The 23,541-nt window shown below is 45.7% G+C and carries 23 protein-coding genes and 1 pseudogene; 22 read left to right on the forward strand and 2 right to left on the reverse strand.

All coding sequences use genetic code 11. The features are described from left to right. Positions 1 to 25: 25 nt before the first annotated feature. Positions 26 to 1,786 carry a diguanylate cyclase gene (locus DWY89_RS03445; RefSeq protein WP_118523493.1) on the reverse strand — a complete coding sequence of 587 codons (1,761 nt, stop codon included), beginning with the start codon at positions 1,784 to 1,786 and terminating at the stop codon, positions 26 to 28. A 324-nt stretch (positions 1,787 to 2,110) separates the two neighbouring features. Here DWY89_RS03445 and DWY89_RS03450 point away from each other — a divergent pair, with 324 nt between their 5' ends. Beyond that, on the forward strand, positions 2,111 to 2,374 hold the full coding sequence (locus DWY89_RS03450) for a hypothetical protein (RefSeq protein WP_333489792.1): 264 nt from the start codon (positions 2,111 to 2,113) through the stop codon (positions 2,372 to 2,374). A gap of 12 nt (positions 2,375 to 2,386) precedes the next feature. Continuing rightward, complete coding sequence (locus tag DWY89_RS03455) at positions 2,387 to 2,578, forward strand: hypothetical protein (RefSeq protein ID WP_243022688.1); 192 nt, start codon at positions 2,387 to 2,389, stop codon at positions 2,576 to 2,578. Between the two features lie 199 nt (positions 2,579 to 2,777). Here DWY89_RS03455 and DWY89_RS03460 read toward each other — a convergent pair whose 3' ends face one another. Next, on the reverse strand, positions 2,778 to 3,131 hold the full coding sequence (locus DWY89_RS03460) for a cupin domain-containing protein (protein WP_118523474.1): 354 nt from the start codon (positions 3,129 to 3,131) through the stop codon (positions 2,778 to 2,780). 142 nt (positions 3,132 to 3,273) lie between these two features. Here DWY89_RS03460 and DWY89_RS03465 point away from each other — a divergent pair. The 20 genes and pseudogenes from DWY89_RS03465 to leuA all read left to right on the forward strand — a co-directional run. Beyond that, positions 3,274 to 3,603 (forward strand): annotated as a pseudogene (locus DWY89_RS03465) (helix-turn-helix domain-containing protein); the annotation flags it as partial. 191 nt (positions 3,604 to 3,794) lie between these two features. Continuing rightward, positions 3,795 to 4,223, forward strand: coding sequence for a GNAT family N-acetyltransferase (locus DWY89_RS03470; RefSeq protein ID WP_118523494.1), 429 nt, complete (start codon positions 3,795 to 3,797; stop codon positions 4,221 to 4,223). Positions 4,224 to 4,328: 105 nt separating this feature from the next. Then, positions 4,329 to 5,513 carry an AI-2E family transporter gene (locus DWY89_RS03480; protein WP_118524386.1) on the forward strand — a complete coding sequence of 395 codons (1,185 nt, stop codon included), beginning with the start codon at positions 4,329 to 4,331 and terminating at the stop codon, positions 5,511 to 5,513. 3 nt (positions 5,514 to 5,516) lie between these two features. After that, positions 5,517 to 5,789 carry a hypothetical protein gene (locus DWY89_RS14520; RefSeq protein ID WP_227589690.1) on the forward strand — a complete coding sequence of 91 codons (273 nt, stop codon included), beginning with the start codon at positions 5,517 to 5,519 and terminating at the stop codon, positions 5,787 to 5,789. A gap of 312 nt (positions 5,790 to 6,101) precedes the next feature. Continuing rightward, positions 6,102 to 6,641 (forward strand): histidine phosphatase family protein, encoded by a 540-nt coding sequence (locus DWY89_RS03490; protein WP_118469243.1) that lies wholly within the window; start codon positions 6,102 to 6,104, stop codon positions 6,639 to 6,641. Positions 6,642 to 6,750: 109 nt separating this feature from the next. After that, complete coding sequence (locus DWY89_RS03495) at positions 6,751 to 7,533, forward strand: IclR family transcriptional regulator (RefSeq protein WP_118522195.1); 783 nt, start codon at positions 6,751 to 6,753, stop codon at positions 7,531 to 7,533. A 244-nt stretch (positions 7,534 to 7,777) separates the two neighbouring features. Then, positions 7,778 to 9,466: a nitrilase-related carbon-nitrogen hydrolase gene (locus tag DWY89_RS03500; protein ID WP_118469239.1), complete on the forward strand. Its 1,689-nt coding sequence runs from the start codon at positions 7,778 to 7,780 to the stop codon at positions 9,464 to 9,466. A 16-nt stretch (positions 9,467 to 9,482) separates the two neighbouring features. Continuing rightward, positions 9,483 to 10,796, forward strand: coding sequence for a cytosine permease (locus DWY89_RS03505; RefSeq protein ID WP_118523477.1), 1,314 nt, complete (start codon positions 9,483 to 9,485; stop codon positions 10,794 to 10,796). A 42-nt stretch (positions 10,797 to 10,838) separates the two neighbouring features. Continuing rightward, entirely contained in the window at positions 10,839 to 11,924 is a 1,086-nt protein-coding gene (locus tag DWY89_RS03510) for a DUF917 family protein (RefSeq protein WP_118523478.1), read from the forward strand. Between the two features lie 166 nt (positions 11,925 to 12,090). Continuing rightward, positions 12,091 to 12,768: an AroM family protein gene (locus DWY89_RS03515; RefSeq protein ID WP_227589689.1), complete on the forward strand. Its 678-nt coding sequence runs from the start codon at positions 12,091 to 12,093 to the stop codon at positions 12,766 to 12,768. Positions 12,769 to 12,783: 15 nt separating this feature from the next. Beyond that, complete coding sequence (locus DWY89_RS03520; protein ID WP_118523479.1) at positions 12,784 to 13,725, forward strand: aminopeptidase; 942 nt, start codon at positions 12,784 to 12,786, stop codon at positions 13,723 to 13,725. 77 nt (positions 13,726 to 13,802) lie between these two features. After that, positions 13,803 to 14,471, forward strand: coding sequence for an aspartate/glutamate racemase family protein (locus tag DWY89_RS03525; RefSeq protein ID WP_118493351.1), 669 nt, complete (start codon positions 13,803 to 13,805; stop codon positions 14,469 to 14,471). Between the two features lie 267 nt (positions 14,472 to 14,738). Then, complete coding sequence (locus DWY89_RS14330; protein ID WP_181357196.1) at positions 14,739 to 14,876, forward strand: hypothetical protein; 138 nt, start codon at positions 14,739 to 14,741, stop codon at positions 14,874 to 14,876. Positions 14,877 to 14,880: 4 nt separating this feature from the next. Then, positions 14,881 to 16,224 carry an MATE family efflux transporter gene (locus tag DWY89_RS03530; RefSeq protein ID WP_118524387.1) on the forward strand — a complete coding sequence of 448 codons (1,344 nt, stop codon included), beginning with the start codon at positions 14,881 to 14,883 and terminating at the stop codon, positions 16,222 to 16,224. A 212-nt stretch (positions 16,225 to 16,436) separates the two neighbouring features. Next, the gene (locus tag DWY89_RS03535; RefSeq protein ID WP_118481832.1) at positions 16,437 to 16,832 is read left to right on the forward strand and encodes a prepilin-type N-terminal cleavage/methylation domain-containing protein; all 396 of its coding nucleotides are present in this window, start codon (positions 16,437 to 16,439) and stop codon (positions 16,830 to 16,832) included. A 188-nt stretch (positions 16,833 to 17,020) separates the two neighbouring features. Continuing rightward, on the forward strand, positions 17,021 to 17,869 hold the full coding sequence (locus DWY89_RS03540; RefSeq protein WP_118523480.1) for a DNA adenine methylase: 849 nt from the start codon (positions 17,021 to 17,023) through the stop codon (positions 17,867 to 17,869). Further along, positions 17,856 to 19,145, forward strand: coding sequence for a hypothetical protein (locus DWY89_RS03545; RefSeq protein ID WP_118523481.1), 1,290 nt, complete (start codon positions 17,856 to 17,858; stop codon positions 19,143 to 19,145). The genes DWY89_RS03540 and DWY89_RS03545 overlap by 14 nt, the downstream gene beginning before the upstream one ends. A 153-nt stretch (positions 19,146 to 19,298) precedes the next feature. Next, a complete protein-coding gene (locus DWY89_RS03550) occupies positions 19,299 to 20,651 on the forward strand; it encodes an MATE family efflux transporter (protein ID WP_107000719.1) in 1,353 nt (450 codons plus the stop codon). A gap of 23 nt (positions 20,652 to 20,674) precedes the next feature. Continuing rightward, on the forward strand, positions 20,675 to 21,229 hold the full coding sequence (locus DWY89_RS03555; protein WP_333491420.1) for a phosphatase PAP2 family protein: 555 nt from the start codon (positions 20,675 to 20,677) through the stop codon (positions 21,227 to 21,229). 579 nt (positions 21,230 to 21,808) lie between these two features. Beyond that, positions 21,809 to 23,476 (forward strand): 2-isopropylmalate synthase, encoded by a 1,668-nt coding sequence (leuA, locus tag DWY89_RS03560; protein WP_118524403.1) that lies wholly within the window; start codon positions 21,809 to 21,811, stop codon positions 23,474 to 23,476. Positions 23,477 to 23,541: the final 65 nt, after the last annotated feature.

The following is a 23,541-nucleotide window of genomic DNA, read 5'->3' on the forward strand; positions in this document are numbered from 1 at the left end:
ATATTTTTTACAATATTTCCTTCGATTATCCGGAAAATTTTTCACTGTAATGACTTTTCATATCCTCCCAGTCCATGAACAATACATAAAATACTTTGCCATATTGCTGGCTCTCAACAATTCTCCCATGGTCAAGCACAGACAGATACGATCCATCCGCTCTTCGTAAATGAAAGTGGATATAGTCATTTCCATTGCCATTATCAATCTGTTTCCAAATGCTTGCTTCTATCTTCTTCTTCTCATCTTCCTGTATCAGGTTGCTGAAACTTTTCTTTGTAAGTCTGAATAGTTCATCCATATCTTTATATCCGGCCATATGAAGAAACTCCTGATTTGCATAAAAGAGTTCATCATCTTCTTTGTCTGCTCTGTATATGATAAATGCTCCTGGAAGGTGCTCGGAGATATCCCTAAATGCAAATCCCAGTTGTTTACGAACCCTTAATTCAAGTCCTTCCCTATAAGCCATGCAGCCATTTTTTCCATGAAGTTTTATTTCGTAAAGGGCTGCATCTGCACAGCGCATAAGCTGTGAACGGTTAGACGCAAATGTCGGATATTCTGAATATCCAAGAGAAATATAAAATGGATATTCTTTTCCCTTATATGAAAATGTCTTTGGAGCCATAGTGAATTGCTGTAGCTTCTCTTTTACATCCTCGTAGGAATAATTTTTTAAAAGAATACAGAACTCATCTCCACCATTTCTTCCTAGTAACGCATCAGACGGGAAAAAAGCTTTCATACTGTCTGCCAGACTCCTTAATGCTTTGTCTCCGTAAACATGTCCATAGATATCATTAATAAATTTAAAATCATCAATATCAAGGAGTACAGCCACAAATTTCGCTTTCGGATTTTTATTAATCATCTTTTCTGCCAGTTCATCGAATCCATAGCGATTGTAAATACCTGTAAGAGAATCTGTGTGTGCCAGTATTTGAAATTTGTTTTTATTTTCTTTTGATACCAGCCACATCCGGGTAAGAGTTACCAAAAGCATGGTAATCGCAATAAAGAAAACACTGATTACTGCTATTAATGTATTGTTTCCCCAGCCATTTTCAGGCATTACTTCAAACTTCCAGTTCTCCGTTCCTATCGTAAAGTCATAGGAAACCGGATTCGTTAATTGACGATCTGACTGATAAACAACTTTATAATTATCACTCCATGGATTATCCGTTTTTGAAAGACTATATTCATATCCAAATTTCGAAAGTGCACTTATCGCATCTGAAAAAATATCCGGAACACGAAGGATAACAATGGTAAATCCCCAAAAATATTCCTGCCCGTTTTCATCTTTCAGATAAATAGGATTGCGGACAGCAATTCCATATCCACCCTGTTTCAATTCAAAAGGTCCCTGTGTAACGATTGTATGATGATCTCTTGCATATATGGAAATTTCACCACGTTCTGTATCATGAATCAGATCAATCTTACCTGCCTCATTTCCATCGGCCGGATAAATATCCGTTACAATACCAGCCGGAGCAAGCTGTACGCTTTCAACAGAATCCGACATAATATTTTTTGCAATTGTGTCAAATTGATTGATTTCTCCAGTTCCGCTGATCAAAAGCTGTTTCAGAACATCTGTAATCTCTATTCCATTTATAATCTCATTCTCTATACGTTCTCCATAGGTTGTTGCATTTAATTGTGCTGTTGTGCGGCTCTGCTCTTTTTCATGAGTATCTGTGTTGTATACGACTAAACTAACAAGGCATATGCCCATTAAAAAAACGAGAAGAGGCACAAGTGTCTTTTTTTTCACCTGATTCACCTCGTTTTATCTCAGTCGAGAAGACTCCCACCTCTTCAGGTGGTGAGTAATAGCAAATTTGTCTCAGTGGAAGCTGGGTCTCTGACTGATGTTTTTATAATTAAGCATTATATCACGGAAGTAAAAAAATTGAATAAATTTTGCCAAAAAAGTTATAGAACGTTTTTCCAGTGTACTGATAACGTTTTCCTTGCGTACAATGGAAAAGAGAAGTAGTGCTCCTAAACAAATAAAAAAAGTACAGTTTGATTGTTGGATTGCTTGTTTTTATGGCATCTTTTCTTTTGGAATTCAACATGGCGGTTACGCTTCTTTATGGACAGCCGACTGAACAAGAATGGCGGAACGCTTATTTTCACTACGCATTATCCGGAACTGCTGGATGAATATGACCGAAATGACGGAATTTGTATTGTAAGAAACCGTAATGGCATTACAGCAGAAAATTTGAGCCATATATTGAAACGTAATGATATTAAAAAGAGTGATGCCTACCAGAGCGGTTTCCTTGAGGGAACAACGCCAGCATATGAAGCGTATATGCGCTTGAAGAAAAGCCTGGCTGCTTCAATCAATTAAGGAGGCAGCAGAATGGAATTAGCAAAATATAAGGCGTGTATATGTGAAGGATCTGCCGAAGAAGCCATTATCGACATACTGGTTGATAATGATCTACTGATTTTCAAAAGAGAAGAAATGTTGGAAGAATGTGTTATCCGTTGCAGAAGTGCTAAACGATTTGAGGAGCGATACTTACGGAAGGGATTCGATGAGCAGATTTGATGTAAAAGATTATCCCGACTTTTTTGATATATTTTCACAGAAAAACGGAGTATTCTGTCAGAATTTCGGATAATCATAAAGTCTGGATAAGTGGTGTGAGAGGTCGGCGGCGAAAGCCGCCTCCTATTCGCTCCAAAAAAGAAATGCATAGTTCTTAGTTTATCGGGAGATGTGCATTTTTGTAAATAAATACTTTAAATTAGCCGATTACGGCATCCTCTGCGGTAAAATGTTTCAGAGAATTTTCTTTTACCTGAATGCAGATATAAGTAATTCCGGAAATATCGGATGCAAAAAACTGACGCTTTGCAGCAGGAGCGATTTTTAGCCAGTCTCCAGTTGAAAGGCTGATTTCTTCTCCATCAATTATGGCTTTGCCGTTACCTGAAAGAATTCCATAGATTTCTTCATTTTCTTTATGAGAATGAACAAATGGGACATTTGCTCCTGCAGGCAGTTCGTTTAAACTGATTTCTGCACCTGTTAAAGACAACTTTTCATGCAGCTCAATTCGGTTTTCCTTTCCAATAGTTGTTTTTGTGTAATTTGCCATAATAATACCTCCATAGTTAATTTGTAGTTTCTGGTTGATTGGTATTAGTATAGTGTGAGACACATACAAAAACAAGTACGCACCTTTTTGTAACTGTACACTCAAAATTGAATGTGTTACAATAGACTCGGAGGTGAGAATTATGCGAGCAAAAGAAGAATTACCGGAATGCCCAGTTGCAACAGCAGTATCTCTCATCGGAGGAAAATGGAAACTGCTGATTTTGCGTAACTTGAAAGAGCGTCCATGGAGATTCAATGAGCTACAACGAAGTATAGATGGTATTTCACAAAAGGTTTTGACAGATAGTTTAAGACAAATGATGAGTGATGGACTGGCATATCGCCACGATTACCATGAGCAGCCACCGAGAGTTGAATACGGCTTAACGGAACTCGGAACAAAAATGCTTCCAATTGTTAATTCACTTGCTGACTTTGGTAACTACTATAAATCAATTATTGAACAGAATTCTGATAGCTGCCTGGAAGTATCTGAAAGTATAGAAGTGAATGGAACGCGTACATTTGGATATAATGATCCAATTATTTACAAGAGAGTATAAAAGCTCTAATTGACAGGAGATGACTAGACTTGAAGAAGGCATATAAGCAGGAAATAGAGATGTGGAACCGGGTGTTTGCGGAATGTACACAGGAGGATTTGATAAGACAATACAATGAAGATGATATAGACGCAGTAATGCAGATATGGCTTGATACGAATATTCGTGCACATAATTTCATATCGTCTGGCTACTGGCGGATTAACTTCGACATGGTAAGAGAAATGCTTCCTCATGCAGAAGTATACGTGCATGAAGAGGACTGTGCAAGGCAGATAGATGGATTTATTGGATTGAATGATGATTATATTGAGGGGATTTTTGTAAAAGAAACAATGCAGTCAAAAGGAATTGGAAAACAACTGCTAAATCATGCAAAGAAAGTTAAATCCACATTAAAATTAAGGGTCTACCAGAGAAATGAGAAAGCAATTAAATTTTATCTACGGGAGAACTTTTGCATTCAATCCGAAAGTGTAGATGACAACACAGGAGAAAAAGAATTTGTAATGATATGGAATAAATAAATTCCGGTTATGGAGGATACGTATGGAGGTTATGCCAGATCATATTCATTTACTTCTGGATTGTAAACCGCAATTTTTTATATCAGACATGCAGAAAGGAAAAACATGGAGAAAAAATCACAAAATCCAACCTCTAACAAAAATGAAACGCCCGCACCGCAGGGAGGCAAATGGCCGGACGAGATGATCATTCGCTATATCATCCGTGCTTTTTTGCTGCTTATTGTATTCGCATGGGCGCTGGTAAACCTTGACGCTGTTTTGTGTTTTCTCGGCAAGGTGCTTGCACTGTTCACTCCGTTTCTGATCGGCGGCGCGATTGCTTTTTTGATCAACGTAGTTCTTCGGCCGATGGAATGCTGCTGGAACAAGGTGTGCCGCAAAGCTCCTGCAAAGCTGACCCGCCCCGTGTGCCTGACAGCAAGCACCGTGCTTATCCTTGGAATTCTATTTGCTGTGGTGTTTATGATGCTCCCCAGCTTGCGGGAATCCGGCGATGAGTTTATCCAAAACATTCCGGTCTATGTGGAGGAAATCGGGCGGTGGTGGGCTGGCGTTGTCCAGTTTGCTGCAAAATATAACATTGTCCTGCCCGAATATGTCATAGACTCTGACCTGTTGATTGAGAAGGTCACCGCCTTGATCAGTGACGAGAAAAGCGGGATCCTCACTGTGACATGGGGCGCGGCAACCTCTGTCCTGTCGGTTTTTGTGGATGTTCTCTTGGGACTTGTCTTTGCACTTTATCTGCTTGCAAAGAAGGAAGTCGTCGCGGCACATTTGAAAAAACTCATTGTGACAGTCCTTCCGCAAAAGACGGCACAGCGGCTTCTTAGTATTGCCGCGCTGACCAATCAGACCTTCACAAATTTTGTCAGCGGGCAGCTTACCGAAGCGGTTATCATCGGTGTTCTGTGCTTCTTTGGAATGCTGATTCTTGGGATTCCGTATGCCGGTGCTGTCTCCGCGTTTGTGGCCGTCACTGCGCTGATGCCGATTTTTGGCGCATGGATTGGCGGCGGCTTTGGTGCGTTTTTGATTCTGCTGGCAGAACCTGGCAAGGCTCTGTGGTTCATTCTCTTTCTGATCGTTTTGCAGCAGGTGGAGGGCAATCTGATTTATCCCAAGGTGGTCGGCAAGTCCGTCGGACTTCCTGGACTGCTTGTGCTGATGGCTGTTACGATTGGCGGCGAAGCATTCGGCATCTTAGGGATGCTGTTCAGCGTTCCCGTCTGCGCCGTGCTGTTCAGCCTTTATCTGGAGTTCATGAAGAAAGCAAGTACCCTTTAAGTTGTGGTCTATTCAACAAAGACCACGGCAATTATCGAGCATATTATTTACGATGAGATGGATGACCATTACGGCGCAGAGCCGGAATATCCCTGGAATGACTGGAAAGCTGTGCTGAGGCGCAACGACAATAATAAATGGTATGGTGTGGTTCTGAAAGTATCTGCTGATAAGTTGGGGGCGTCGGAAGCAGCCGGCATTGATCTAGGGCTGCCGTTCGAGGAAAAACGAAGGGTTTTCGAGGGAGGCAAGTCAAATGGAAGACGATCGACTTGAATTATTCATTAGTTCTTGATAAGTAACCATTCGGTAATCATAGCGTAGTTATCGAATGGTTACTTTAATGAAGAAAATAATTATGGCAGAAGGTACAAAGAAACGGATTTTGAGAACAGCACTGGAACTGTTTGCGCATACGTGCCCAGTAAAGGATAGAGTTGTATCTTAACCTGAGTATAGTTATAATACAATTATGACAGCTGCTTTCCCAGGATTATCAATGACGGAAATGATGTATGACGATGATAGGCAGCAGGGAATTTCCTGGGTATAAAAAAGCTTGCGAAGCTAATGAGAAGGGATGACATCATGGGACATTTTTATTTTGTGAGACATGGACAGACTGTGTGGAATGTGGAAAATAAGATTTGCGGAGCAACAGACAGTCCGTTGACGGAGCATGGACGGCAGCAGGCGGCTGAAACCGGGAAAAATATTGTAGAAAGCGGAATCAAGGCAGATGAAATTCTCTATTCACCCCTTAGCCGTGCAGCAGATACAGCAAAAATTATTTCTGAAATGAGCGGGATTCCCTGTAGGGAAGAACCAAGACTCATAGAACAGAACTTTGGAAAATGGGAGTCTACGCCGAGAGACGGCAAAGAGTTTAAGATGGCGAAAGCGTCATTTGCCTGCCGATATGAAGGGGGAGAATCCATGCTGCAGCTTGCACAGCGTATCTATAATCTGCTGGATGAGATAAAACAGGAGTCTGACCATAAGACATACATTCTGGTGGCACACAATGGAATTTCAAGGATGATTCAGTCGTATTTTACGGATATGACCAATGAAGAATTTGCATCCTTTGGTGTAAAAAACTGCCAGGTGGTGCGGTATGACTTCTAATCTGGAGCGAGGTGGGCAGTAAAGCTTACCGGGAAGCAGCGGGAGAGTAAAAATCACGTAACTGTGAAGGTACTGAACAGTTACAAAATCACAAACTTAAGGAGGAGAGATGAATTCAAATAAAAAGGATGATGCGAGCTACCTGCAGACGGTTGGTCGTGCCCTAACTATTTTAGAAATGTTCAGACAGCAGAATACACTGTCTCTGCCGTCGATTGCCAAGGAGCTGGGGGTGGGAAAAACCATCGCCTATCGATTGGTACATACTTTGACCGAAGAGGGATTCTTAACACAGGATCCTTTTACGAAACAGTACTCTTTGGGAGAGCAGGCGCTGGTATTGGGATTTTGTGCGGTGCATAGGCTGGATGTTAAACGAATTGCTCACGATTTTCTTTGGAAGTTCCATGAGCGCACCAAGATCAGCACATATCTTACGATTCCGTGTGGGAATCAGAGTTTGTGTGTGGATCGTGTGGTTTCAGATAGTACTGGGCGTTTGAGTTCAGTGTTTGTGGGGGGAGTATATCCGTTGTTTCGTGGGGCAAGCAATCGAGTATTACTGGCATTTGCTTCGTCCCAATTTCAAAGCAACTATCTCAATAGCTTAGAGTTGGCAGAAGAGGAGAAAGCTCAGCTGAAGGAGGATTTGAAAGACGCTCGAGCTCGTGGATATGATATTACTCATAACAGGCTGACAGAGGGACTGTTTGCCGTCGGATTTCCTATCTATAACTCAGCTAACCAGCTAGTGGCCGGTCTGAGTGTAGGGGGAGTAGATGATTCGGAACGACCAGACGTTGTGGAGAAATATATCCAGCAGGGGCGTCAACTGGCTGTTGAGATCAATAATCAAATGGGCTCAAACTATTACAGTAGAATATCTGATTGATTTGTTGCAGATGCAAATATAGGTAATAATATAAGGAATCAGGACAAAAGAAATGGTCTTTTGTCCTGATTCTCTTTTTGTCGCAAAAAAGTATGGATATAAAACTAATTTATGAGAATTTGATGTAGTATATTGACAAAACTCTGATAAAATGCTAATATAACAACATAATTCCTATGCGAGTAACTGCATTCCTATAATAGGAATCTCGGACAAATGAACGATAGAAAGGAGAGTGAGAATCATGAAGTATAAAGGTGCAGCAATTCAATACGACTGCCATTTTATGGATAAAGAGAAAAACTTGGCTGCTCTGACGAACTTGGTGCGTCAGGCAGCAGCTCAAGGGGCGAAGCTCATTGTCCTGCCAGAAATGTGTGCGACTGGATACTATTTTGATAGCATGGAACAGGCGGCCGAGATGGCAGAGCCCATAGCAAATGGGCAAACGGTACGATTATTGGAGAATTTAGCAAAGGAGTTGGATTGCTATTTGGTTGCAGGACTTCCTGAGTCGGATGGAGAGAGGTTGTACAATTCAGCGGTTCTTATAGGACCGGAGGGGCTGATTGGCCGACATCGGAAAATGCACCATTATGTTCCTGATAGTACATGGGCTAAAACGGGAGATGAACCGGTAAAGGTGTTTAATACTCCTATTGGAAATATAGGCATACAGATTTGTATGGATCTAAGTTATCCGGAAGGACCTAGGTTAAGCAGGCTTATGGGAGCACAGGTTTTGTGTTCGCCTATGAACTGGAACGAGCCATCTATCCCTTCATCTATCTGGCTGACACGTGCTAAGGAAAACGGTATGTATGTGATTGCTTCTAATCGACACGGAAATGAAAAAGGATTCGATTTCTGCGGCGGAAGCGGGATTATTGATCCAGAGGGCAGAGTAGTGGCGTGTCATCCTTATGGAGATGGAATTGCTATGGCTGAGATTGATTTAGAGATGAAGCCGGATCGAAGCGATATTCCTTTACGCCGCCCGAAGCTCTACCGTGAACTTCAGTTACAGCGTTATCCATGGTATCAGAGCCAGTATTACCAAGCATATGCTACGGAGCCATTGCTTGAGGGAAAGCAATTTTCAACGGCGGTATGCAGCATGAAACCGGAGAATCGGGAAGAAGGGTTTATGGCTGTAAAGCAGGCTATCAGTCAAGCTGGGAAGCAAGGAGAGCGCTTGCTGGTTCTGCCAGAACTGGTGCTTGGAGGTGTACCTGATGACTTGCAGCAAGCACAGTGCGTGGCCATTCGAGAGGATGATCCGGTGTGGAAAGAACTATCTTCTCTAGTCATGGAGAATCATGTGGATGTGATTCTGGGCTTTGTATTAGAAGAAAACGGGAAGCTATGGAATGCAGCAGCATGCTTGTGCGAGGATGGTTCTCGACATTACTATCGGAAGAGTCATCTGACTGAGAGGGAAGCACAGTGGGCGGAAGCAGGAGACCGTGCCGGACTGGTCCTTGATCGCCCTTATGGCAGAATCGGTGTACTGTTAGGCAACGAAATTTTTATTACGGAAGTACCTCGATTGCTGGCCAATAGCGGATGCGATATTTTAGCTGTTCCAGCGGTGGAAAATCCGTCGTGCCCTCCTGGTATTCCAGAGGTTCAACAGGAGGTGGAACATTATCATCTTGCTAGGGTAAGGGCTAATGAAAATAGTACATACGCAGTCTTTGCGGCTCAAAAAGGAGTGAGCGGCATATTTGGTCCAGATATGTTCCTAGTACCGCGGAATGAAGTGGTGCTCAACGAGAGCGGATTTGCAGATATGACAATGGATACTCGATTTATATTGTCAGATGAAAGTGGATGTCCAGCGATAAACCTGGTTCGAGAAAAGCCAATGCTTGGAACCAGACATACTACATGGTATGACAAGTTGATAGAAGAAACGGATTGTGTGCTTTAAAAGAAGGGAGAGCCATATGAGCGATAAAAAACATGATGTGAATGCTGTGACAACTGAGCCTAACGTGGAAGATCAGGATTATATTTATACTCCGGTTCCTCAAAATAAGCGGTACGGATGGATTAAGATGTTTTTCGTCTGGTTATGTTGGAATGTAGTAGTAGGAGACCTGGCTACAGGTACGGCGTTAGGATCCAGCATGAAGTTTCGGGATGCTCTTATTGCCCTGTCAATCGGCGATATTATATTAGTGGCGGTCATGATTATGACTGTGTATATCGGTTCAAAAACCGGATTGGCAGCAATGTCATTGATTCGGTTTACCGTAGGTCGGGTAGGAACTTATATTTTCTCGGCGATTATCTGTGTGACCTCAGTGGGTTGGTTTGCCACCCAGTTGGGCTTCTTTGGGCAGATTTGGTCTCAGTATATTCCGATAAGCGTACCGATCCTGGCAGTGCTGGGCGGAATTATGATGGCATCTACAGCGATTAAGGGATTTAAGGGAATGGAGAAGTTAAGCACATTTGCAGCGATTCCGTTGCTTCTGTTTATTGTTTTGGCATTGGTTAACTGTGTAAGATTGATTGGTGTAGATTCTTTGTTCTCTTATAGCCCTGCGGGAAGTCAGATTGGCACCATGGCTACTGGCGTGACCACAGTTATTGGCAGCTGGGCAGCCGGAATGGCTACCGTTCCCGACTGCGGTCGATTTGCAAAGACAGATATCGTAAAGATCTCTATCGTTTGGATCGCTGGTCTTTTCTTTGGTCATTTCCTGCTTCCAATTGCTGGTATTGCAGCTGCTCTGCATCTGGAAACATGGGATTTCGGAGTAGTATCTGATTACATTGGCGTACTGGCAACTGGTTCAGGAATCATTGGTGCTCTGCTTATTACTTTAGCTGCATGGACAACTAACCAGCAGAACCTGTACTCTGCATCCAATGCGACATGCAACATTATTGAAGTGAAGAAAAAGAGCACTGTTACCATTGTTCTGGGCGCGATCGGAATTGCTTTAGGTTTCTGTGGTGTGGTGGACTACTTTGTGCCGTATATGACATGGCTTGGTATTGTAATCCCGCCAATGGCTGCAGTTATGGTGGCTGATTATTTGGTACTGCCTTTGTTTGGAGTAAAACATAATTATAATTATAATGACATTTCGTACGAAAACCTTCCACTTATCAAGTGGCCTTCCGTTCTGGCTTGGGGATGTGGTGTAGCAGTTGCTATTTTCTCTCCGGGCATTCAGGCTATTAATGGTATGGTAGCTACGGTTGTGCTGCATGTGGTATTTAATCTGGTGGCAAATAAGAAGAATTAAGGTGGAAGCATTTTGATGTAGAATATAGAAAGGAAGAAAGTTATGGAACATATTAGAATGAAATTGACAGAAGAACATGTCCGTTGGGCGGCTCTTGGTGGCTCCATTCTTGGCGGCGGTGGAGGCGGTTCGGCAAAGACCGGAGCTGAGTTCGGAGATCTGGCTGTGCGGTTCAGCCAGCTGGAATTAACCCCGTTGGATCAGATTGATCCGGAAACCGTGGTTGTCACAGCTTCTATGGTGGGAGCTCCTGCCGCACAGGAGAAGTTTGTCTCCCCGGCAGATATGATGCGCTGCGTGGAGCTCTTTACTCAAAGCACGGGTATTCGTCCAGGAGGTATCGTTACTAATGAGAATGGAGGCGGTTCTACGTTCAATGGATGGCTAGAGGCATCCATGCTGGGAATCCCTCTGATAGACGCTCCCTGCAACGGCCGTGCTCATCCTACGGGAGTGATGGGAAGCCTGAATCTTCATCGTGATCCCAATTATATTACTACCATGACCTGTGTGGGCGGACGAAGGGAATTGGGTCGACACGTGGAATGTACAGTTACAGGTTCTATTGATCATTGTTCTAAACTGGTGCGGGCGGCTGCTGTGGAGGCTGGAGGCCTTGTGGCTGTAATACGGAACCCGGTGAAGGCTTCGTTCCTGCAAAAAAACAGCGCTGTGGGGGGCTTGTCACTGGCTATTGAGACGGGACGCCGTTATTCACAGGGATTAGAAAAGTCGGTAGAAAATGGTGTGCAGGAGGTTTGTGAATTTTTAGGCGGTGAGATATTGGCTCACGGTCCGGTAGAGGAGTATCAGCTGCGCAGTGAAGGCGGCTTTGATGTAGGTATCGTTAAGATTGGTGGATATGAGATGTCTTTCTGGAATGAGTACATGACGGTGGATGGACCAGATGGACAGCGCAGAGGCACATTCCCTGATCTGATTATGACATTTGACAGCCAGACTGGACGGCCAACGCCTACATCTGACTTGAAGCAGGGCCAAGAAGTTTATCTCATTCATGTGGGTTATCAGCATCTGAAGTTGGCGGCTCCCATGTTTGACAAGGACTTATTGGCGGGCGTAGAGAAGATCATCAACCGTCCTATTGTGGATTGTGTGTCATTCTGATAAGGAGATAAGGAAATCTATGCGAAAGACCCCGCCGCCAAAATACTGGCAGCGGGGCCTTTGTAGATAGGACGTAACGGTTCAGTAGGTCTGTGCATTTATTGCGCGTGACTGTGAAGGTACTGAACAGTTACGATAGGGCAAGTATAAGATGGAGGAAATTAAGATGGTGAAGATGAAAGTTGGAGCAATAACCATTGGGCAGTCACCCAGGACGGATGTGGTACAAGAACTGTTCCCGCTGATGGGTGAGCAAGTGGAACTAATTCAGGCAGGTGCATTAGATGGGCTCACTCGGGAGGATATCCAGGCATTTGCACCAGGACCAGAGGATTATACTTTAATCTCACGACTTCGAGACGGAAGTTCGGTTATGATTGCCGAACGACATATTCTGCCCCAGCTGCAGCAGTGTATCGAACGGTTGGAAGAGCAGGGCGTAAATTTGATTCTGTTTTTGTGCACGGGGGATTTTCCGGCTGTGTTTCATTCTAAAGTGCCATTGATTTTTCCGTGCAAGGTGCTTAATGGGCTTGTGCCAGCCTTGTCTAATCGAGGAAAGATCGCTGTAGTGGTTCCAACACCGCAGCACGTGGATCAGACAGAGAAAAAGTGGAATCAGTATGTAAAGGAGAGTATTATTATTCCGGCTTCTCCCTACGGTAGCCAGGATGATTTGGATGCGGCGGCTAGAGCTGCGGCGAAAATGGATGTGGATCTGGTGGTAATGGACTGCATTGGCTATAATATCGGAATGAAAGAACAATTTCAAAAATTATCTGGAAAACGGGTGATTTTGTCCCGGACACTTGCAGTTCGGGTTATGATGGAACTGCTGTCATAAGAGGGGGGAAATGCGATGGAACTGGCGGAAATTGGAAAAAATATTTTAACAAACTGCATGAATGTCAAACCAGGGGAGAATGTACTGATAGTGACCGATGATGAGAAGTATGCCATTGGTCAGGCCTTGTATCAGGCGGCTAAACTTTTGAAAGCAGAAGCTATGTTAATGACTATGACTGCTAGAGAGGTGTCTGGTCAGGAACCACCCGCTGTAGTGGCAGCTGCCATGAAAGCGTCGGATGTGGTAATTTGCCCCATGAAAACATCTATTACGCATACACGAGCCAAAATTGAGGCAGCGGAAGCTGGAGCAAGGATTGCTACAATGCCGGGAATCACGGAGGAAATGTTTGCCATGGGTGCTATGACTGCAGATTACAGTCGTGTTATGGCACTTACAGAGCAGGTAACTGATTTATTGACGAATGCCAATACAGCCCGCATAGAGAAAGATGGACATGTTTTAACGCTGGATCTTCGGGGACGGCGTGGAGTATCTAGCCCTGGTGTCTATCGGGAAAAGGGGCAGGCGGGAAATCTTCCTTCCGGAGAGTCCTACATAGCTCCGATAGAGACAGGAGCAAATGGTACGATGGTAATTGATGGCTCTATGGTTGGAATCGGTTTATTAGAACAGCCTTTGGAAGTGAAAGTGAAGGACGGGGTTCTTCAAAGCATCCAAGGAAAAGAAGCAGAGAAACTGGAGATTCTCTTGAGAAATAAGAACAATGCCACTCTGTGTGAACTGGGCATTGGAACCAACTATGCGGCCAGACTGATCGGCGTTATTCTGGAGGATGAGAAAGCTTATCAAACGGTTCATATTGCCTTTGGTACTAACGTGGGATTTGGAGGAAATAATCAGGCAGACTGCCATATGGATGGAATTATTAAGAATCCTACATTATATTTGGATGACAAGCTAGTTATGTTAGATGGAGTTTTCCAGATTTAAGGAGAACTTCCAATTGCCGCTGGAGTACTTTCTTCATGAAATTATTTTCACGAAACAAGAGAGAAAGGACGTATAATATGAAAACTTATAAAGTTGGTCTGATTCGGGTGCTGACCACAGAGGATGAGGAATTGCTGCAGCTGCATGGAAAGCTGATAGAATCGTATTTCCCTATGTTCCAGGTGGTGTCACGATGTATTCCGGAACAACCGGAGGGAATTCATGACGATGAAACATTCGCTGTAGGTGTACCTAAGGTGGTGAATCTTGCAGTGGAACTGTGGAAGGAAGGCTGTCAGGCTATTATTATCAGCTGTGCCGGTGACCCGGGAGTTCCGGAGGCAAGACAGGCTGTACCGATTCCGGTTATAGGAGCGGGATCCAGTACTGCAGCGTTGAGTCTGTTTTTTGGCAGTCATCCGGCTGTGTTGGGGATTACCGAAGATGTACCGTCAGGATATCAGCGGATATTCGGTGATCGGATTGTAGACAATGCAAAGGGAGATGGGGTAGAAAATGTCCTGGATTTGATGACAGACAGAGGATATGAAGCCACCATGAAAGCAGCGGCTGCGCAGAAAGAGATGGGGGCCGATGTGATTGCCCTTAGCTGTACAGGAATGTCCAGTATCCGTATTGCTCCCTCCATCGAAAAGACAGTAGGAATTCCGGTTCTGGATCCTGTTTTGTGTGAGGGACTGCTGACATTGTTTGAGCTATTGAGAAGAGAAAATATGGAGGATTAGGAGTTAGAATTAGGAAGCTTCGTCTATACTAAAATATAGGCGGAGCTTTTTTATATGATAGGAAATGTCGTCCTATTGTATGCATAATGATTGTATCTTAACCTAAAGATAGTTTATAATACAAATAGACAGAAGAACTGGCTATTTGTATAAATATTATGCTGGGTACACATACATTCCCAGCAGCTGCTGAACACAGTAAAAGGCATTGGAGGCACCGGATAACCATAGCTGCAACTGTGGCGCAGAAAGTGAATGAGTGAAATTATGAAACGAATTAACAATGTTATGCCAATTATTTCTGGACCCTGTTTTGGTTTTGCCGGAATTTTTGTACACGAATTACGGATTGTACTTGCTAAGCTTGTGCTTTCGGGTAAAAAGCAGGAAGTTGTGGAGGAATAGGATCATGTCAAAAGATGAGTATTTGATTACCGATGCGCCGCTGAAAGCGTTGACGGTTTTTGCAATGCCGATGATTCTCGGCAGTTTTTTTCAGCAGGTATACAATATGGCGGACTCCATTATCGTCGGCCAGTTTGTGGGTTCCTCCGCACTGGCGGCGGTTGGCGCCTGTGCAGCGCTGACGAATGTTTTCATTTGTGTGGCACTGGGGGCCGGTGCTGGTGCAGGTGTGCTTGTGAGCCGCTATTTCGGTGCCAAAGAGTATGGAAAAATGAAAACGATTGTGTCTACATCACTGATCAGCTTTTTGCTGCTGAGCATCATCCTTGGTGTCTTTGGCTTTTGTTTTTCCCATGCGATGATGAGCGGATTACAGACTCCTGCCGATATTCTGGAGGAAGCAGTGCTGTACCTGCGGGTCTATTTTGTGGGCTTTCCGTTTTTGTTCATGTACAATATTCTCTCTACCATGTTCACTTCCATCGGTGAATCAAAAATTCCGTTGGGACTGCTGATCTTTTCATCAATCCTGAATATTGTAATGGATCTTTGGATGGTAGTCGGTCTGGGACTTGGCGTGTTCGGTGCGGCGCTTGCAACTTTGATCGCACAGGGCATTTCGGCTGTGTTTTCACTTTTGATTTTCTTTTACCGGATGCGGCGGTATAAGAGTATCTTTGCCTGGTTTGAGGGACAGGAGCTGCGCTCGATGCTTCGGATTGCTGTTCCGTCGGTTCTTCAGCAGTCTACCGTATCCATCGGTATGATGATCGTACAGGCGGTGGTAAATCCTTTTGGCACACAGGCACTCGCCGGATACGCGGCAACGATGCGTGTGGAGAATGTTTTTTCCCTGATTTTTGTGTCCATCGGCAATGCGGTTTCCCCATTTGTTTCCCAGAATCTTGGCGCAAACAAAACCCAGCGCATCAAAAAAGGCTACCACGCAGCATTGGTGCTGGATGTGTGTTTTGCGGCGCTTGCTTTCCTTGTCATTGAAACGCTGCACACGCAGATTTCATCACTGTTCCTTGGAAAAGACGGAACCGCCCTGGCTTATCAGGTGTCTGGGGATTATATGAGATGGCTTGGTTACTTCTTTATTTTTATGGGAATTAAAATGGCGACCGATGGAGTCCTTCGCGGACTCGGAATCATGCGGCCATTCCTCGTTGCCAACATGGTAAATCTTGCGATCCGCCTGTCCGTGGCGTTGATCGGTGCACCGCGTTTTGGCATTAATTTTGTTTGGCTTGCCGTGCCGGCAGGATGGCTTGCCAACTTTCTGGTTTCCTATGCGGCACTGAGAAAATCCTGGCCGGCTGAGAAAGTGGAGCCGTCTCGATAAATTTGGATGTACTGAAACGAAATACATACGTTTGTCTTGTTTGATTTATGAATATCGATTTTGTTAAAAATATGTAATGATACCAGGGTCAAAAGGTCAGAAGTTCGACGCAAGCTTGCTTGCGGGAAAATTTTTGACCCCAACATCATGTAATTGCTTTAGGAGGAAAAAACGAATATAATAACATAAACTGACAGAAGGAGAAATTTGTGATGAAGAGACAGAAAGGTTTTACATTGGTTGAACTCTTGATAGTGGTTGTTATTATTGGAATACTGGTATCAATTTCAATCCCGATTTTTACGGCACAGATGCACAAGGCAGAGGTGGCGGCAGACTGGGCGAATCTCAGGGCATATTATGCGGAAATACAAGCAGATTATATGTCTACCCAGCAACAGAATCCGAAAGTTAAAACGGATTGGCATACAAATCCCAACTATGACTGGCATTCGGTGACTTTTTTAGATGGGCATAAGGCTGAGATAAAGGCTGGAACCTGTGCAGTTAGTTTTACTACGGATAAAGGATATTCAATTGCATATAATTGTAATAAAGGTCATGCAAAATGTGACTTAGGTTTAGGAGAGAAGTATACGAGTCAATGATATAGCTTGAGAATACATAAGGAATTTCCGGTTCTAATGCTGGACATCCACCCCAAAGTCAAGTATAATGAACTAGAACAGTTGTACGATTATAATAAACGGGTAATCAGAGCACAAGCGGACATCTGATTTCCCGTTTTTGTATTGCAATGTATCCGGAAGACAAACAGAAGGAGGTACCCTATCCGATGTCAAGAAAAAATCCGTTCGTCATGCCCATCCTCAAATGGGTAGGCGGCAAACGGCAGCTGCTGGACAGCATCAATCCGCTGATCCCGGAATGTTCGACCTATTATGAGCCGTTTATCGGGGGCGGTGCGGTGCTCTTTGGGAGACAGCCGAACAAGGCGGTGATCAATGACTCCAACGAAGAGCTGATCAATGTATACCGTACGATCAAGGAAGATCCGGAAGAGCTGATTGCGGCGCTGAACGCACATAAGGAACAGAATTGCGAGGAGTATTATTATACGGTGCGGGCGTGGGATCGTGACAAGGAGACGTATCAGACGCGGACCAACGTCGAGCGGGCAGCGCGGATTATCTATCTGAACAAGACCTGCTACAACGGTCTCTTCCGCGTCAACAGCTCCGGCGAGTTCAATTCTCCGTGGGGCAGATATAAGAACCCGAATATCACGAACGAGGCGACTATCCATGCGCTGAATACGTATTTAAATAAAGCGAATATCACGATCAAATGCGGCGATTACCGCGAGGCGTTAAAGGGCATCCGGAAGGGCGCGTTCGTCTATTTTGATCCACCTTATATGCCGATCAGCTCGTCGGCGTCGTTCACGGGCTACACGGCGGGGGGCTTCGGGGAGGAAGAGCAGATCGCATTAAAAGAGCAGTGTGACATGTTGAATGCAAAGGGCATCAAGTTTCTGCTTTCCAATTCGTCCTGCGAATTTATCGAGGATTTATATAAAGATTACATCATCGATCACGTGGATGCCAAGCGCGCGATCAACGTGAAACCGGAGAAGCGCGGGGAGATTCAGGAAGTTCTGGTACACAATTATGAGCTTGATTGATGATAAATGGCGAATTTTATTTGATAAATACCGGATTGAGCGGGAAATTGAGAAACATGGGCGGTTTTACATCACCGCCGACCAGATCCGTGAAGTCAAGGAACCGCGTCTGATGACGAAATTTGATACGCGGGAATCCCTGCCGCGGGTGTTTGGAAAGAAGATTTCGATTCTTCCGGTGTCGCGCGGCGGCTATGTGCTGGGGGAGTTTGACTTATATCAGGATTTTCCGGAGATTCCGTCCGGTATCAAGCGGGTGACGAGCGCGAAGATACCCGATTACTTTGAGTCGATCGACCTTCATGACATCCGTTCGGAAGCCAGCGCGATCAACGTTATGAGCATCACGGGGATTCTGGATGATTTTCTGGGCGAAGATCGCATGGTGCAGACGGTTTCGGGGCGGATGGGGTCTGGAAATTTTGAGTTTTATGTCAGCGACTATCAAAAATCAGAGCTGATTGAGAAAAAGCCGCTTATCCAGGTACAGAATTCGCAGGTCGAGATCGACGGCGGATTTGAAAATGAGAATGTATTTACGCTGATCGAGGGAAAAAACGTCGTCCACAGCAATTTTCTGATCCGGCAGCTCTATTATCCGATAAGACTCTGGGCGGGGAAGATACACAAGCCGATCCGTCCGGTGTTTATGGTGTATTCGAATAATATTTTCCGTCTGCTGGAATATGAATTTACGGATCTGCGCTATTACAATTCGCTGCGGCTGGTACAGGAGCGAAATTACAGCTTAGAGGAAATTGAGATCACGCTGGATGATTTATACGATGTCTGGACACGGACGAAGGTCAAGCCGGAACCGCCGGTTACCTTTATCCAGGCGGACAGTTTTTACAAGGTTATTTCACTGGTGGAACGGCTGAACGAGAATCCAATGACGAGTGGGGAGATCGCGCAGCTTTTTGGATTTAAGGAGCGACAGTCGGACTATTATTTCAATGCGTGCCGCTATCTGGGGCTGGCGGAGAAGCAGACGGATGAGGACGGCGTGAAAGTGCATATCACGGCGAGCGGAAGACGGCTTTTGAAACTGCCGTATAGGGCGCGCCAGCTTGAATATGTCCGCCTGATTCTGGAACACCCGATTTTCCACGATCTATTCGAGGCTGCCCTTCAGATCGGAGATGTGCCGGACAAGGAGTATGTTGCAAAGAAAATGCGGGAATACCAGGTCTGCGGGGAGAATCTGATCGTGCGAAGGTCGAGTTCAGTGCGGGCATGGCTGTACTGGATTCTGACGCTGGTGAACGAAGGATAGGGAAATGGTGCGGAATTATTATATGTATCCGTTATCATGCTAAGGGGGTAATTTTGTCTCAGATGCGGCGGCGTCCGTGCATGTTATGCCTGACCGTTAGAAAAACAGACCATTTGGACAGAGAATAAAATATAGAAAGTTACAGGACAGCATATGGGCAGACAAGAGCAGACAAATCATCTTTTCAGCAATCGCGATCTGCGGATTCTTCTGGTTCCGCTGATCGTAGAGCAGATTTTAAACTCCCTGATGGGTACAGCGGACAGCATTATGGTCAGCAACGTGGGATCGGCGGCGATCTCGGCGGTTTCGTTGGTTGACTCCATCAATATTTTAGTGATACAGGCATTCTATGCGCTGGCGGCAGGCGGCACGATCGTCTGCTCCCAGTACATCGGACAGAAAGATAAGAAAAATGCGGAGGAATCCGCGAGACAGTTATCTTTTGTGGTGGCGTGCATCTCGTCGGCGGTCATGGCAGTCTGCCTTCTGACACGCGGACCGCTGCTGCGGCTGATTTTCGGCAGCGTCGAGGCGGATGTCATGGAGGCAGCGCAGACCTATTTCTTCTACACGGCGCTTTCGTTCCCATTTATCGCCCTCTATGATGCCGGTTCCTCGATCTACCGGGCGCAAGGAAATACAAGGCTTCCGATGACGATCGCGGTCGTCTCTAACGGGTTAAATATCGCCGGAAATGCGGTGCTTATCTGGGGCTTCCATCTTGGAGTTGCCGGTGCGGCGATTGCCACGCTCGGTTCCCGCGTTATCTCGGCAGTGGTGGTGTTCGCCTTTTTGCACAATCCCAGCCAGGAAATTGCGGTGCGTGACTATCTGCATATCCGTCCGGACGGACGCCGGATTATGCGGATTCTCTCATTGGGAATCCCAAACGGTATCGAAAATGCGATGTTCCAGTTTGGAAAACTTGCGATTCAGTCAACCGTCTCGACCCTCGGGACGATCGCGATCGCAGCCCAGGCGATGACGAATATTCTGGAAAACTTAAACGGCATCGCGGCGATCGGTATCGGAATCGGCATGATGACGGTGGTCGGACAGTGTCTCGGCGCGGGGCGTAAGGATGAGGCGATCTATTATATCAAAAAATTGACGGCAGTGGCGGAGGTCGTCATCATCGCAAGCTGTGCGCTCGTATTTCTGGCGACGAAACCGGTCACGATTCTGGGCGGCATGGAGCCGGAGAGTGCGAAGATGTGTCTCTACATGGTCGGATGGATCACGGTGGTAAAGCCGATCGTCTGGACGCTCGCATTTATTCCGGCATATGGAATGCGGGCTGCCGGGGATGTGAGGTTTTCGATGATTCTCTCCTGCATCAGTATGTGGGCGTTCCGGGTGACGCTGTGCATTTATCTCTGCCGCGTCCACGGCTTCGGACCGATCGCGGTGTGGATCGGCATGTTTACAGACTGGACGATCCGGGGCATCGTATTCACATTCCGCTTTATGGGCCGGAGATGGCTCGCGCATAAAGTTGTGTAAAAAACAGAGGGAGCAAAATGAAAATGGAGTTACAAATACTGGATTGGATTCAGCAGATGCGGACGCCGGTGGGCGATGTCTGGATGGTGTTTATTTCGCGGCTTGGAAATGCAGGAATGATTTGGATTCTGTTTACATGCCTGCTGCTTATGATTCCGCGGACGAGAAGATGGGGAGCTGCGCTGGCGGTAGCGCTCTGTCTGGATGCGATCATCTGTAATATCTTACTAAAGCCTATGGTTTGCCGGATCCGTCCGTGCGATGTGAATCAGACAGTTCAGCTGATCATTGCCCGCCCGGCGGACTATTCCTTCCCGTCGGGACATACGGCAGCTTCGTTTGCTGCGGTTGCGGCTCTGTACTTTGCCGGGGCGAAAAAATGGTGGAAAATCACGCTGCCTCTGGCGATCCTGATGGCGTTTTCAAGAATGTATTTATATGTGCATTATCCGACCGATGTTTTGGGCGGCATGATTGTGGGGTGCGCGGCGGGGTATTTTGGAAACCGGCTGGCGGCGCATCTGATACGGTCCTGGAGACAGAAGATGAAAAAACCAGAGGACAGAAAAAATAGATAATTTTATGTAAGAAATGCCAGAAGTTACTGTTCACGCATACGTGCCCAGTAACGGAATTTGTCGTGGCTTCGCGTTTAAATACGGCAAATTCCTGCTGCCACCACGTTTTCTTACGGCACTTTCGGTTCCAAAGTGCCTACCCGTGTACAGTAATGCCAGAACACCTGTAATTGCCCCGTTTTTCTCTTGATATCCTTTATTTCCGATGGTATAATCTATAATCGAAATAATTTCTTTTATGATAGAAAAGGGATGATTATGATGGGGTTAGACCAGAATCAGTAATTTTATTCATTGTTAAAAGGTACGGCGTGATCTATCGACTCCAAAGCTTAGGATGATAGGAACTGCGTTTTTTGATGATGAGGTACCTGGAACGAGACCAGGGGTAATGTGCTCTCGGAATCTTTCTGTGCTTGATTTTGTGAGATGATTTTTTTGTCAGTTGTGCCCAAATTTCTGAGGCGTACGCGGTGCGTACGTTGATGAAATTCGGGTGCGGCTGGCGGAAAATCAGCCACAAAAGCAGGTGCAGAAAAGACTCCGAGAGTACATTATAGAGTGATGGAGGAGAAAGACATGTTAAATTACAAGAAATATAAGAGAGTTCCGGTGGTAGATTACCCGGAGCGTGAGTGGCCGAATAAAGAGATTGAGAAAGCGCCGATCTGGTGCAGCGTTGACCTGCGCGACGGCAACCAGGCACTGGTTGAGCCGATGGTCGTAGAGGAGAAGATCGAGATGTTCAACCTCCTGGTAAAACTTGGATTTAAAGAGATCGAGATTGGCTTCCCGGCAGCTTCCCAGATTGAGTACGATTTTCTGCGCCAGTTAGTAGAGCGCAAGCTTATCCCGGACGACGTAGTTGTACAGGTTCTGACCCAGTGCCGCGAGCACCTGATCAAGAGAACCTTTGATGCCATCCAGGGTATTCCGAAGGCGATCGTACATATTTACAATTCAACTTCTACCTTACAGCGTGAGGTTGTATTCCATGCAGACCGCGAGGAAGTAAAGCAGATCGCGATCGATGGTACCCGCATGGTAAAGAAATATATGAAAGATTACGACGGAAAAGTAATCCTTGAGTACTCTCCGGAGAGCTTTACCGGAACCGAGCTTGATTTCGCATTGGATATCTGCACCGCTGTACAGGAAGAGTGGGGCGCTACACCGGACAATAAGATCATCATCAACCTTCCGGCAACGGTTGAGATGACGACTCCGAACGTATATGCAGACCAGATCGAGTGGATGAACAGGCATTTTAAGAACCGTGACAGCATTATTTTAAGTATCCATCCGCACAATGACCGTGGTACCGGCATTGCAGCGACCGAACTGGCGCTCTTAGCAGGTGCAGACCGTGTCGAGGGTACACTGCTTGGAAACGGCGAGCGTACTGGTAATATCGATGTATTAAATATCGCTTACAATATGTTCTCCCAGGGTATCAACCCGGAGTTAAATCTGGAAAATGTAAAGGAGATCACCGAGGTTTGTGAGCGCTGCACAAAGATGACCGTTGACCCGAGACATCCGTATGCAGGCAAGCTGGTATTTACCGCATTCTCTGGTTCCCATCAGGATGCAATCAGCAAGGGTATGCAGGCGCTGCAGAAGAGAAACGACGGCATCTGGGAGGTTCCGTACCTGCCGATCGATCCGAGTGATATCGGACGCGAGTACGAGCCGGTTGTCCGCATCAACAGCCAGTCCGGCAAGGGCGGCGTAGCCTTCGTCATGGATTCCTTCTACGGATTCCGTCTTCCGAAGGGAATGCACAAAGAGTTTGCTGACATTATCCAGAAGATTGCAGAGAAGCAGGGCGAGGTAGCTCCGGAGCAGATCATGGACGAGTTCCGTGCAAACTACCTGGACAGAAAAGAGCCGATGCACTTCAAAAAATGCCAGATCACAGACAAGGAGTACGAGGGCGGCGCATTCGCAACCGTTGCAACTCTTACCTTTACCGCTCATGACACCGAGCGCACCGTTGAGGGCGTAGGTAACGGACCGATCGATGCGGTACAGAGAGCGATCGAGGAGGCACTTGGCATCGAGATCCGTGTTCTGGACTACAACGAGCATGCACTTCGTTCCGGTTCCGGCGCACAGGCAGCGTCCTACATCCATCTGATGGATGTAAAGAGCGGCCGGGCAACCTACGGTGTCGGCATCAGCTCCAACATTACGAGAGCATCTATCCGCGGTATCTTCAGTGCGGTAAACAGATTGTTCTACTAAAAAATAAAATGAATCAATTCAGAGTGACTGCTTGTGTGTGGACAGTCGCTGGTTTGGGCGGTATG

It is taken from the genome of Clostridium sp. AF27-5AA (assembly GCF_003478415.1).
Taxonomy (GTDB): domain Bacteria; phylum Bacillota; class Clostridia; order Lachnospirales; family Lachnospiraceae; genus Otoolea; species Otoolea fessa.